The following is a 12920-nucleotide window of genomic DNA, read 5'->3' as shown; positions in this document are numbered from 1 at the left end:
CGTCAACTCAGGGGTCAGCCTCGGGGGAGGACGTCGTCGAGGACGGTGGGGAGACTGGACCAGTCGGCGGAGGCGATGGTGGCGTGCGCGCGGGCGAGCTGGGCGACCCGGGCCGCCGCCGCGTCGGCGTCACCGGCGCCGACCGCCGGCGGGACGTTCTGCGCGTCGGTCATCACCAGCAGGTAGTGGTTCGTGTCGTACCAGGCGGTGTCGATGCCGCCGGTGACGTACGCCGAGGCGTCGCCGTCGAAGACGACGAACCACTGGCGCAGGGCCGGGTCCGCGTACCGGGTGCGGGGGTCGCCGGCCTGGGCGCGGTGCACGGCCGGGAACGCGCGGGCGGTGTCCAGTGTGCCGGCCGCCGCCAGGCCGGCCAGGTGGCGCGCGTACTCCACGTCGGTCCAGAGGGTGTCGGTCGGGTTGCCCTCCTCGACGGTGCCGGGGATCAGCTCCACGATCACCTTGCCGGCGAGCTGTCCCCGGGTGGGCCAGGCGTCGGCGCGGGCGGCGGCGTCCAGGCCCGGGTGGCCGCCGAGCAGGTCGGCGGGGCGGAACACCCGGTCGCCGAGGCGGGCGGCGAGCACCGCGTCGAGCTGGGCCGGCCCCTGCCCGGTACGGCTGCTGAAGCCGGTCTTGAGTTCCAGCTTGAGGATCACCGGGCCGGCGTCGGGGTGGACGCCCAGCCAGAGCCGGATGTCGTCCAGGCAGTGTTCCAGGTTCTTGTTCCGGGTGCCGGTGTAGAGCTGGGCCGCGCTGGTGGCGGCCACGCAGTTGTTGTCGTTGCCGAGCGGGTTGCTGTGACTGACCCGCCACTGCCGGGTGAGCACGTCCGGCCAGACGTCCAGTTCGATCAGGCCGGGTCGGGCGTCGAGCGCCTGGGCCAGGTAGGTGTAGGTGCCGCGCTCGTACGTGTTGTGGATCCCGACGGTGGTGGTGGCGGACCAGCGGGTCTCCGGTGGCACCGCGGCGGACGCGGCGGCGGGGGTCAGCGCGGCGCCGGCGAGGGCGGCGAGGGCGAGCAGGGCGAGCCGGACGGGGGGTCTGCGCATGGACCGTCTCCTTCGGACGTGCCGGCGGTGGGCGACGCCGGACATGCGCCGATTCAAATAGACCAGAATGAATAACGGAAGGACGTTTCGTGGCGGGCCGTCGGGCTGCCGACATCCCGCCGGTGCGGGGCAGCGGGGGACCGCTGGTCGGCCCTAGTCTGCTGGCACGGCGGACGCGACCGGCGTCCCCGTCGACGTCCACACGGGGGAGACGATGATGAGACGTTCCTGGAGATCGGTTCTGCTCGCCGCTACCATGGCGCTGACCGCCGGGGCCGCCGGCCTGGTCGGCTCCGCGCCGGCGCAGGCCCGGCCGGTGCAGTCCTGGTCGTTCAGCGTCACCGGCGAGCCCGGTGACCCGATAACCGCCGGCAACTCCTACTCCTACAGCTCCGCCGCGCCGACCCCGGGCGACGAGATGAGCGCGTCCGGCGCCGAGCAACGACAGTTCGGGATGCAGTTCTGGAGCGATGTCGACAACTACTGGTATCTCGACATCACCGCGCCGGCCGGTCAGACACTGAAGGCGGGCGACACCTTCCAGGGCGTCGGCCAGCCGGCCTACGGGAGCGACGCGGCCGGCATCCGGCTCTCCAACGCCGGCTGGGGCCGCTCCTGCGCGCAGAGCACCGGTTCGTTCACCGTCCTCGACGCCGCCTGGGGCCCGTTCGACTACGTCGAGCGCTTCGACGCCACCTTCGAGATCCAGTGCGAGGGGGCGACCGGCGGCCTGCGCGGGGAGATCCACATCTCGAACCCGCCGCCGCTGCCGGCGCTCGACGTCACGCTGACCGTCAACCCCGCGGCCACGGTGGACAGCAAGGGCATCGCCACCATCCGTGGCACGATCACCTGCACCCGGGCGGACACCTTCGACATCGCCGGCGAGCTGGTCCAGCAGCAGAAGAAGGCAGGCACCGTGCGGGCCTACTTCTCGCCGTACGTCCCGTGCGTCCCGGGCCAAGAGGTGCCCTGGTCGGCGACCACCTACCCGGCCGACGTCACGTTCCAGCGCGGCACCGCGCAGGCGGTCAGCGAGATCACGGTCCGCGACTTCGAGTACTGGAACGAGTTCACCGTGACGGACACCTCGACGCTCACGCTGACCCGCTGACCCGGCGGCCGGGTCGGGACCGTGGTCCCCGACCCGGCCGGCCACTCGCGGCGCGCGGGCACCGCGCGCTCGCTATGGTCGGATGGTGAATCGACTCGCCGAGGCCACCTCGCCCTATCTGCTCCAGCACGCCGACAACCCGGTCGACTGGTGGCCCTGGTGTGACGAGGCGTTCGCCGAGGCGAGGCGGCGTGACGTGCCGGTGCTCATCTCGGTCGGCTACGCCGCCTGCCACTGGTGCCACGTGATGGCCCACGAGTCGTTCGAGAACGAGGCCGTGGCCCGGCTCATGAACGACGACTTCGTCTGCGTCAAGGTCGACCGCGAGGAACGCCCGGACGTCGACGCCGTCTACATGACCGCCACCCAGGCGATGACCGGCCAGGGCGGCTGGCCGATGACGGTCTTCGCCACCCCGGACGGCACCCCGTTCTTCTGCGGCACCTACTTCCCCCGGGCCAACTTCGTCCGGCTGCTCGGCTCGGTCGCCGCCGCCTGGCGGGACCAGCGCGAGGAGGTGCTGCGGCAGGGGGCCGCCGTGGTCGAGGCGATCGGCGGCGCCCAGGCCGTCGGCGGCATGACCGCCCCGCTCACCGCCGAGCTGCTCGACGGTGCCGCCGCCCAGCTCGCGAAGGAGTACGACGAGACGAACGGCGGCTTCGGCGGCGCCCCGAAGTTCCCGCCGCACATGAACCTGCTCTTCCTGCTCCGGCACCACCGGCGGACCGGGTCGGCGCGCAGCCTGGAGATCGTCCGGCACACCGCCGAGGCGATGGCCCGCGGCGGCCTGAACGACCAGCTCGCCGGCGGCTTCGCCCGCTACTCGGTGGACGGCCACTGGACCGTGCCGCACTTCGAGAAGATGCTCTACGACAACGCGCTGCTGCTGCGCGTCTACACCCAGCTCTGGCGGGTCACCGGCGACAGGCTGGCCCGCCGGGTGGCCCGCGACACCGCCCGGTTCCTCGCCGACGAGCTGCACCGGGCCGGCGAGGGCTTCGCCTCGGCGCTGGACGCGGACACCGAGGGCGTCGAGGGGCTCACCTACGTCTGGACGCCGGACCAGCTCGTCGAGGTGCTGGGCGAGGAGGACGGCCGGTTCGCCGCCGACCTGTTCACCGTCACCGCCGACGGCACCTTCGAGGAGGGCGCCAGCGTGCTGCGGCTGGCCCGGGACGTGGACGACGCCGATCCGGCGGTCCGGGACCGCTGGCGGGACGTGGCGGGCCGGCTGCTGCACGCCCGTGACACCCGCCCCCAACCGGCCCGCGACGACAAGGTGGTGGCCGCCTGGAACGGCTTGGCGATCACCGCCATCGCGGAGTTCCAGCAGGTCGCCGCGCTCTACGCGACGCCGGAGGACGAGGACGCGAACCTGATGGAGGGTGTCGTCATCGTCGCCGACGGGGCGATGCGCGACGCCGCCGAGCACCTGGCCGCCGTGCACCTGGTGGACGGCCGGCTGCGCCGGGTGTCCCGGGACGGGGTGGTGGGCGCGCCGGCGGGGGTGCTGGAGGACTACGGCTGCGTCGCGGAGGCGTTCTGCGCGCTGCACCAGCTCACCGGCGAGGGGCGGTGGCTGACGCTGGCCGGTGAGCTGCTCGACGTGGCGCTGGCCCGGTTCGCGGCGCCGGACGGCGGCTTCTACGACACCGCCGACGACGCCGAACGCCTGGTCACCAGGCCGGCCGACCCGACCGACAACGCGACCCCGTCGGGCCGGTCGGCGATCGTCGCGGCGCTCGTGGCGTACGCGGCGTTGACCGGGGAGACCCGCTACCGGGAGGCCGCGGAGGCGACCCTGTCGACCGTCGCGCCGATCGTGGACCGGCACGCCCGGTTCACCGGCTACGCCGCCACGGTGGGCGAGGCGCTGCTCTCCGGGCCGTACGAGATCGCGGTGGCGACCGACGACCCGGCGGGTGACCCGCTGGTGGCCGCCGCGCACCGGCACGCCCCGCCCGGCGCGGTGGTGGTCGCGGGCGCCCCGGATCAGCCCGGCGTGCCGCTGCTGGCCGGCCGGCCCCTGGTCGACGGGCGGCCGACCGCGTACGTCTGTCGGGGGTTCGTCTGCCAGCGGCCGGTGACCTCGGTCGAGGAGTTGGTCGCCCAGCTCGGCTGAGTCCCGGCGGGGGCCGCCCTCACGGTCGGGCCCGCCGCCGGCCCGGTTAGGCTGGCGGCGCTATGGACTCCCGGACCGGACTCCCCGTCGTGGGCATGGTGGGTGGCGGCCAACTGGCCCGGATGACCCACCAGGCCGCCATCGCTCTCGGCCAGTCGCTGCGCGTGCTGGCACTCGCCCCGGACGACGGCGCGGCGCTCGTCGCCGCCGACGTCCAGTACGGCGACCACACCGACCTGACCGCGCTCCGCACGTTCGCGAAGGGCTGCGACGTGGTCACGTTCGACCACGAGCACGTGCCGAACGAGCACATCCGTGCGCTTGCCGCGGAGGGCGTCAAGCTGTTCCCGCCGGCCGAGGCGCTGGTGCACGCGCAGGACAAGCGGGTGATGCGGGAGCGGCTCGCCGACCTGGGCGCGCCGAACCCGGCCTGGCGTCCGGTGGAGTCGCCGGCCGACCTGGTCGGGTTCGGCGAGGAGAGCGGCTGGCCGGTGGTGCTCAAGGCCGCCCGGGGCGGCTACGACGGCCGGGGCGTCTGGTTGGTGGACGACGCCGACCAGGCCGCCGAGCTGGCCGCCACGCTGCTCGACGGCGGCACGCCGCTGCTGGTCGAGGAGCGGGTGGCGTTGCGTCGGGAGCTGGCCGTGCAGGTCGCCCGGTCGCCGTTCGGGCAGGTGGCCGCGTACCCGGTGGTGGAGACCGTGCAGCGCGACGGCATCTGCGTCGAGGTGCTGGCGCCCGCGCCCGACCTGCCCGAGGAGCGGGCGGTGGCCGCGCAGCAGCTCGCCATCGACCTGGCCACCGCGCTCGGCGTGGTCGGGCTGCTCGCGGTGGAGCTGTTCGACACGCCCTCCGGGCTGGTGGTCAACGAGCTGGCCATGCGTCCGCACAACTCCGGCCACTGGACGATCGAGGGTGCGCGCACCTCCCAGTTCGAGCAGCACCTGCGCGCGGTGCTGGACTACCCGATGGGGGACACGTCGCTCGCCGCGCCGGTGGTGGTGATGGCGAACGTGCTGGGCGGGGAACCGGGCGGCATCTCGATCGACGAGCGGTTGCACCACCTGTTCGCGGCCGAACCGGGCGCCAAGGTCCACCTCTACGGCAAGCAGGTCCGACCGGGCCGCAAGATCGGGCACGTCACGGTGCTCGGCACGGACCTGGCCGACGTGCGGGCCCGGGCCGCCCGCGCGGCGCGGTGGCTTCAGGAGGGAACAGCATGAGTACGGTCGGGCTGATCATGGGCAGCGACTCGGACTGGCCGACCATGCGGGCTGCCGCCGAGGCGCTCGACGAGTTCGGCGTGCCGCACGAGGTCGGGGTGGTCTCCGCGCACCGCACCCCGGTCAAGATGATCGAGTACGGTCGGTCCGCCGCCGGCCGGGGCATCCGGGTGATCATCGCGGGCGCGGGTGGGGCCGCCCACCTGCCCGGGATGGTCGCCTCGGTCACCCCGCTGCCGGTGATCGGCGTGCCGGTGCCGCTGAAGTACCTGGACGGGATGGACTCGCTGCTGTCCATCGTGCAGATGCCGGCCGGCGTGCCGGTCGCCACGGTGTCGATCGGCAACGCCCGCAACGCCGGGCTGCTCGCGGTCCGCATCCTGGGCGCCGCCGACCCGGCGTTGCGTGACCGGATGGCCGCCTACCAGGCGAGCCTGGAGGACCTGGTCGCCGAGAAGGAGGCGGCGCTCCGCGCCTCGCTGGCCTGACCCGCTGGCAGCTCGCTCACTCTGCGTGTCGGCGGCCTGTCGTCGCTGAGCGTGATCGGTGGCGGCCGAAGTGGTCATTGCCTTCGCCGCCTTTGCTCTGCAGCCATCAACGCAGCACCGCGCTGAACTGCGGTGGTGCCTCCGCCCTGGGCTGGTGGCGTGGTAATGGTCGGTCACGCAGGGTGATCGATGCGCCCGTGGCTGCAGAGCAAAGGGCGTCAACGGGCGACCGGGCCGGCGGCCGGTCCGGTGCACAGGGTGACCGTCGTTGTTGGCCGGTGTGCGCCGGCCGCCGGTTCCTGCCGGCCGCCTCCCAGTCGTCGCGACCATGGTTCTCGGCATCGGTCAGGCGGACGAGAGGACCCCGTCACCGCATGCCGCGCAGCGCGGTCTGTAGGCGTTCCTGGGCCCGGCGGCGCCGTTCGTTGCTGGCCCCGAGCACCAGCAGCACGAGGCCGACCGGGATCAGCACCAGCCACGGGCCGAGACTGAACAACGCGTGCACCGCGGCGACGGCGGTCACCGTCGCGCCCACGATCACCGGCGCCTGCTGCCGGCTCACCGAGCCGAAGATCAGCACCGCCACGGCCCCGAGCAGCAGCAACACCTGGCGCAGCATGCTGGAGTCGGTGGCCAGCACGATCGCCAGCGTGGGCAGGAACGCGGTCACCAGCGCCGGCCCGTACGCCACCCAGCTCGACATGTCCGGCCGGTGCCGAAGTTGCAGCACGCCGACCAGCAGGGCCAGCGCGGCGAACGGCAGAGTGTACGCCTCCGGAAGCGCCACGTCGGCCACCCACATCAGGATCCACCAGGCGGTGATCTCGCAGGCCACCACCGCCCAGAACAGCAGGTTCCGCTCGACCGGGCGACGCCCCGGCCGGCTGGCCGCCACCCCGAGCACCGCACCCCAGGCGGCCAGCAACGCGGCGATGTGCCGGGGCGAGTCGAACGCCAGGGCCAGCGCGATGAGCGCCGCAGCGTACCCGCTCCACTCGACGGTGGCCGCCTCCCGGTACGCCTCGGGCCGGCGCAGCCGGGGCAGCGTGGCGGCGAACACCTGCAACGCCGCGCCCACCGCCAGCACGCCGAACGCCGACCACACCGCGGCCAGCCCGGCCACCAGCCCCAGCGTGAGCACGAAGAGCTGCGCCATCAGCGAGGCGAACAGCCAGCCGAGGATGCGGGCCCGTTGGGTGGTGCCGAAGAACGCGGCCACCGCGCCCACGCCGACCGCGCTCCCCAACGTGATCAGGGTGAGGTCGCGGGTGGCGAGCGCGCCGGCCAGCCCGGCGCCGCCGGCGGCCAGCCCGATGACGAAGACCAGCACCCGGGCGACCCGGATCGAGCGACCCGGCTCGGCCAACGCCGGCGGCGGGGTCAGCGCCAACCCCAGCATCGAGATGGTGAACACCACCAGCCCCGCCTCCGCGGTCACCGGCCAGCCCTGGCCGAGCGCCACCGGCGCGATCAGCAGCGTGAGGGCCGCCCCGGGCAGGATCACCGGCACCGCCCGGGAGCGGCGACCGCCGCTGAACCCGGTCGCGGCCAGCGCGGCGGTCGCGGTGAGCAGCAGCGCGGTGAGCACGTGGGTCGGGTCCACCGCGTCCGGCGGCGGGGTGAGCAGTTCCGGGGGCGGCCCCTGCCACACCCGGCCCAGCACCACGAACGTCGAGAACAGCGCCACCACCAGCGTGGGCGCCAGCGTGACGAGCGCCAGCGCGGTGGGCAGCGCCGCCGCGGCCAACGCGCCGGCCGCCGGGCTGACCCGCCACCGAAGCTCGGTGGGACGGTCCGGGTCCCGGCGCAGCGCCCCGTTCAGCAGCACCGACCACCGGCGTACCGGTCGGGCCGAGCCGACCGGCGGGACGGTGGCCGCCCGGATCAGCTCGGCGAGCACACCGAGCAGCGCGGCGGCGGCGGCGAACACCCCGGCGGGTAGGTGGACGACGAGGGCGGTGGCCGCCGTGACGGTGCCCGCGCCCACCACCGCCACGCTGGCGTACGGCAGGTACTGCGGCACCTGCCGGCGGACCGCCGCGACCACCGCCAGGCCGAGGCTGGCCGCGGCCAGGGCGGCGGTGAGCACCACCTGCGCGGGACGGCCGAACTCGACCGACAGCGCGGCCACCGCGCCGGGCAGGGCGAGCAGCGCCGACCCGGCCGCCGCGCCGCCCACCTGGACCAGGTGCGGCGGCATGCCCTCGGTACGGACGTCCTCCACCAGCGCCGGCGCGAACGACCGGGCCAGGGCCGCCACCGTCACCCCGATCAACGCGATGCTGCTCAGCGCCAACGCGGTGGTCCAGGGCCGGACCAGCCCGGCGCCGGTGGCGTGCAACGCCACCACACCGGCCACGGTGGCCCGGGACAGTGCGGCCCTCGGATCCGTCGCGGCCACCGCCGCCATCCCGAAGACCGCGGCCACCATGGTGCCGACCAGCACCGGTGACCACCAGGGCAGGTCGAACGCGGCCGGCGCGCCCACGGTGGCGAGCACCGCGCACACGCCCGACACGTCGTACTTCCAGGGCGGCGGCAGCAGGACGGCGGCGGTCGCCGCCAGCAACGCCAGCGCGACCGGCGCCTGCCAGGTCGTTCCGCCGGTCGGCGCGGCCGGCCAGCCGCTCAGGTCCCCGGCCCAGATCGGGCCGGGGGTGGCCAGCACGCCGACGCCGCCGCGCAGCGCGCTCCAGGCGGCGACGAGACCGATCAGGGCACCGCCGGCGGCGATGCCGAGAATCGGGCCGCGCCGCCACTCCTCCGGCAGCGCCCGGGCCGCGACGGCCACCACCAGCACCAGCGCGGCGGCCACCATGAGCTGGCCGCCCGGCGCGAGCACCGCGGCGATCCGCACCAGCGTGGCGACCAGCGCCACCGTGGTGGCGGCGAGCGCCAGGTCGGAGCCGTCGAGCGACATGTCGGCGCGGCGTCGGGCGTCGATCCGGGGCGCCGCCGCCAGCAGCGCGGCGGCGATCAGCAGCAGCCCGCCCACCCAGGCGTCCGCCGAGGTGGCGCCGGGCGCGAAGAGCGCGGCGGCGGCGACGGTCACCGCGCCGAGCACGGTGCCGAGCGCGTGCGGCATGCTCAGCTGCCGCTGCGCCACCTGGACCAGGGCGGCGTAGGCGAGCGTCACGCAGACCGCGAGGAAGCTCGCCGCGAGGATCGGCACGGTGATCTCGCGCAGGTTGGCCGGGGTGTGCGCCGGCGGGGTCGGCACGGTGGCGGCGACGAACGCGGCCACCGCGCCGGGCAGGGCGAACGCCGCGCCACCGGCCGCCCAGGCGCAGACGGCATCCGTCGCGGCGGCGGCGATCCGGACCCGGGGCGCGAGCGAGACCAACGCCCCGGCCAGGAAGAGCAGGGTCAGCGCGGCGGCGGTGAGCGCGGGCCGGGCGAGCGCGGCGCCGGCGCCGGTCAGCCCCAGCCCGGCCGCGGTCACCGCGTGCGCCACCGCGGCCCGCTCCGTGCCGGCGGTGAGCCCGAGCACCCCGATGGCGACGGCGGTCACCAGCATCGGCCAGCAGGCCGCCGCCCAGCCCAGACCGAGCGAGGCCGGCACGGCGAGCGCGGTGAGCGCGGCGCCGACCACCGCGAACTCGCGCCGGATCGTGGTGGGCAGCGCGACCACGGCGGCGACGGTGAGCAGCAGGGCGGCGGCGGCGAGCTGCCAGCCGGTCGGGCCGACCGCCCGGGCCAGCTCGGCGTGCCAGCCGCCCAGGTCGGCGGACCAGGCGGGCAGCGACGCCCGGGCCGGGGCCAGCCCGGCGCGCAACGCGCCGCCGGCGACCACCAGGCCGCTGACCGTCAACGCCGCCGCGGAGGCGAGCTGCGGGCCCCGGCGGGCCGTCTCCGGCATGGCCCGGACGGCGAGGCCGGTGAGCGCGATGACCGCGGCGATCAGCAGCAGGGACCGGCCGGGCAACGCCACCGAGGCGACCCGCCCGAGCGCGCCGATGACCGCGAGCGTGAGAATGCCGGCGCCCACGTCGGGCAGCGGCGGCCGGCGCAGCGCCAACGTGCCGGCCAGCGCGGTCAGCGCGGCGAGCAGCAGCACCGCGCCCGCGCCGGCGGCGACCGGCACGGTGGCGGCGCGCAGCAGGGCGGTGACCGCGTACGCCAGGGCGAGCGCCACCGCCGCGCCGTGCAGCAGCCAGGTCAGCTCGCGCAGCCACGGCACCGGGCGGGCCGGCGCGGCGGCGGCCGGACCGGCCGGCGGCTCGCCGCCGAGCACCTCGCCGGACTCCTCCGGCGCCGACTCGGGCCGGTCGTCGTCGGCGCGCTGCCGGGACGCGGCGGGTGCAGGCGGTGCGGTGCGGGGCAGGTCCGCCCGGACCGGCCGTTCGCGCACCACCGGGGAGCGGACCAGCGCCAGGTTCAGCACCGCCACCAGGGTGAGCACCAGCGCCCAGCCGGTCGGGCCGGTCACCCGCTCGTACGCCAGCAGCGGCAGCACCGGCTGGGCGGCCAGCACGGTCGCGAAGCGGGGCGCGCGAAGCCCGGTGCCGTACGCGTACCCGACCGCGACCACGGTGGTGACCAGGAAGATCGCGCCCGCGAACGCGGCGCCCGAGGTGCCGCCGCCGATCCGGTCCACGGCCCAGACCGCGTACCCGGCCAACGGCACCAGCAGCAGTCCGACCGCGGCGATCGTCTCGGCGGTCGAGGTGAGCCCGCGGCGGGCCAGCACCGGCGGGGCGAGCAGCATCAGCACGGTCGCGACCAGCAGCACGCCGAGCCGGGCGAGCGCGTCCATCGAGCTGGTGGCGACCGCCGCGAACACCACCGCCGCGACGCCGAGCAGCAGCGCGCCCAGCCCGAGCGGGATGTTCTGCACCTCGCGCGAGGACGCCTCCGGCGGGTGCTCCGGGTCGTCCGCGTCGAGCCACTGCGGCCGGCCGCGGGGCGGTGACGGGGGAAGGTCGTCCGGTCCGGGCGGCGGGGTGCCCTGCCGGGGCACCCGCGGTGGCGCGCCGGTGGCGGCGGTGGGCGGCCGGCGTCCCGGGCGTCGCCGCAGCACCCGGCGGGGCCGGGTGGCCTGCTTGACCCGTTCCTCACCGGCGTGCGCCAGGATGTCCCGCTGGAAGAGCGCGGCCTGCATCTTGGCGGCGATCTGCCGTTGCTCACGGGCGATCTCGGCGTCCCGGGCCTTCATCTCGGCGATCGACCGCTCGATGTCGGCCAGGTGCTCGGCCCACTGCGGTTGCTCCGTGCCGCAGTGCGGACAGACGGGGGCGGGCTTGATCTCCCGCCCGCACGAGGCGCACCTGAAGCTCTCCACGACCGTCTCCCGTCCGCCTGTGCCCTCGCACTGTGGACCTCCCAGAGGCAGCATGCCTTGAGCGGGCCGGGATTTCGACAGTTGCCGGCGCGTTCCGGACAACAAAAAGACCGGCCGGCCGGGGAGGCTGCTCCCCGGCCGGCCGGCCCGGCGTCGATCGGTCAGGGACGGCCCAGGCCGCGGTACTCCCAGCCGGCCTGCGTCCACAGTGTCGAATCGAGGCAGTTGCGCCCGTCGACGACCCGCCGGCCGTTGGCCAGCTCGCCCAGGGCCACCGGGTCGGCGTTGCGGAACTCGGCCCACTCGGTGAGCACGCAGACCAGGTCGGCGCCCTGGACGGCGTCGTTCATGGTCTCCTCGTAGGCCAGGCCGGGCACCGCGCGGCGCGCGTTCTCGATCCCCTGCGGGTCGAAGACGTGCACGTCGGCGCCGGCCTTGCCGAGCAGCGCGGCCACCGCGAGGGCGGGGGCGTCGCGGACGTCGTCGGTGTTGGGCTTGAAGGTCGCGCCGAGCACCGCGATCCGGGTGCCGGAGAGGTCCGGGCCGGCCGGGCCGGAACGGCGGTGGAGCAGCTCGGCGGCGAGCTGCACCACCCGGGTACGCCGACGCAGGTTGATCAGGTCGACCTCGTGCAGGAAGCGGAGCGCCTCGCCGGCGCCGAGCTCCTGGGCGCGGGCCTGGAAGGCGCGGATGTCCTTGGGCAGGCACGCGCCGCCGAAGCCGAGGCCGGCCTGGAGGAAGCGGTTGCCGATCCGGGGGTCGTACCCGATGGAGCGGGCGAGCTGGGTGACGTCACCGCCGGCGGCCTCGCAGACCTCGGCCATCGCGTTGATGAAGGAGATCTTGGTGGCCAGGAACGCGTTGGCAGCGACCTTGACCAGCTCGGCGGTGGCGAAGTCGGTGACCACCAGCGGGACCTCCCGGTCCTCGGTTGCGGCCAGGTCGAAGACGCCCTTGTGGGCGGCGAAGAGCATGCCGTTGGCCCACTCGCTCTTGACGCCGACCACGATCCGGTTGGGGCGCAGCACGTCGTCGACGGCGAAGCCCTCCTGGAGGAACTCCGGGCTCCACGCCACCTCGACGCCCAGGTCGGCCGGCGTGTGCTTGCCGACGAGCTGCTCCACCCACTCGGCGGTGCCCACCGGCACGGTGGACTTGCCGACGATCAGCGCCTTGCGGGTCAGGTGCTGGGCCAGGCTGGTCACCGACGCCTCGACGTACGACAGGTCGGCGCCCATGCCGTCGGCGCGCTGCGGGGTGCCGACGCAGATGAAGTGCACGTCGCCGAAGTCGGCGGTCTCGGCGATGTCGGTGCTGAACCGCAGTCGGCCGGCGGCCAGGTTGCGCCGGAGCAGCTCGTCGAGGCCGGGCTCGTGGATCGGCACCTCACCGGCGTTCAGCTTGGCGATCTTGTCCGCGTCGACGTCGAAGCCGAGCACCTCGTAGCCCAGCTCGGCGTAGCAGATGGCGTACGTCGCACCGAGGTAACCGGTGCCGAGGAAGGTCACCCGGGGCCGGGCCGCGCCGGAGGGCGGGGTCACCGCGGCGATGGCGGGCATCGGCTGGGAGTTCGGGTACGGGATCGTCACGCCTGTCTTCTCCGCTCGCACTGGCGGCGCATCCTCGCGTCGCATTCTGCAGGG

General features: G+C 75.2%; 7 protein-coding genes. 4 read left to right on the top strand and 3 right to left on the bottom strand.

The genetic code is table 11. The features are described 5' to 3' along the window. Positions 1–14 precede the first annotated feature (14 nt). Positions 15–1049, bottom strand: coding sequence for a phosphatidylinositol-specific phospholipase C domain-containing protein (locus ACIA6B_RS26065; protein WP_396777194.1), 1035 nt, complete (start codon positions 1047–1049; stop codon positions 15–17). 217 nt (positions 1050–1266) lie between these two features. Here ACIA6B_RS26065 and ACIA6B_RS26060 point away from each other — a divergent pair, with 217 nt between their 5' ends. The 4 genes from ACIA6B_RS26060 to purE all read left to right on the top strand — a co-directional run bounded on the left by ACIA6B_RS26060 (position 1267) and on the right by purE (position 5996). Continuing rightward, positions 1267–2163 (top strand): hypothetical protein, encoded by an 897-nt coding sequence (locus ACIA6B_RS26060; protein ID WP_396777192.1) that lies wholly within the window; start codon positions 1267–1269, stop codon positions 2161–2163. Between the two features lie 85 nt (positions 2164–2248). Continuing rightward, positions 2249–4285 carry a thioredoxin domain-containing protein gene (locus tag ACIA6B_RS26055; RefSeq protein ID WP_396777190.1) on the top strand — a complete coding sequence of 679 codons (2037 nt, stop codon included), beginning with the start codon at positions 2249–2251 and terminating at the stop codon, positions 4283–4285. Between the two features lie 62 nt (positions 4286–4347). Continuing rightward, entirely contained in the window at positions 4348–5508 is a 1161-nt protein-coding gene (locus ACIA6B_RS26050; protein WP_396777188.1) for a 5-(carboxyamino)imidazole ribonucleotide synthase, read from the top strand. Then, positions 5505–5996 carry a 5-(carboxyamino)imidazole ribonucleotide mutase gene (purE, locus tag ACIA6B_RS26045; protein WP_396777186.1) on the top strand — a complete coding sequence of 164 codons (492 nt, stop codon included), beginning with the start codon at positions 5505–5507 and terminating at the stop codon, positions 5994–5996. The genes ACIA6B_RS26050 and purE overlap by 4 nt, the downstream gene beginning before the upstream one ends. A 367-nt stretch (positions 5997–6363) precedes the next feature. Here the strand turns inward: purE and ACIA6B_RS26040 are convergent, their stop codons facing one another. Together ACIA6B_RS26040 and ACIA6B_RS26035 are read right to left on the bottom strand one after the other, a co-directional pair. After that, positions 6364–11277 carry an SCO7613 C-terminal domain-containing membrane protein gene (locus tag ACIA6B_RS26040; protein ID WP_396777184.1) on the bottom strand — a complete coding sequence of 1638 codons (4914 nt, stop codon included), beginning with the start codon at positions 11275–11277 and terminating at the stop codon, positions 6364–6366. A 161-nt stretch (positions 11278–11438) separates the two neighbouring features. Beyond that, on the bottom strand, positions 11439–12866 hold the full coding sequence (locus ACIA6B_RS26035) for a UDP-glucose dehydrogenase family protein (RefSeq protein ID WP_396777182.1): 1428 nt from the start codon (positions 12864–12866) through the stop codon (positions 11439–11441). Positions 12867–12920: the final 54 nt, after the last annotated feature.

The sequence above is a fragment of the Micromonospora sp. NPDC051141 genome (assembly GCF_044455765.1).
GTDB lineage: Bacteria > Actinomycetota > Actinomycetes > Mycobacteriales > Micromonosporaceae > Micromonospora.
This window is presented reverse-complemented; position numbering and strand designations above follow the sequence as displayed.

What these genes read in the sequence shown, in the direction of transcription:
- ACIA6B_RS26050 (WP_396777188.1), top strand. Translation starts at nt 4,348, where the DNA reads ATGGACTCCCGGACCGGACTCCCCGTCGTGGGCATGGTGGGTGGCGGC.
- ACIA6B_RS26065 (WP_396777194.1), bottom strand. Translation starts at nt 1,049, where the DNA reads ATGCGCAGACCCCCCGTCCGGCTCGCCCTGCTCGCCCTCGCCGCCCTC.
- purE (WP_396777186.1), top strand. Translation starts at nt 5,505, where the DNA reads ATGAGTACGGTCGGGCTGATCATGGGCAGCGACTCGGACTGGCCGACC.
- ACIA6B_RS26060 (WP_396777192.1), top strand. Translation starts at nt 1,267, where the DNA reads ATGAGACGTTCCTGGAGATCGGTTCTGCTCGCCGCTACCATGGCGCTG.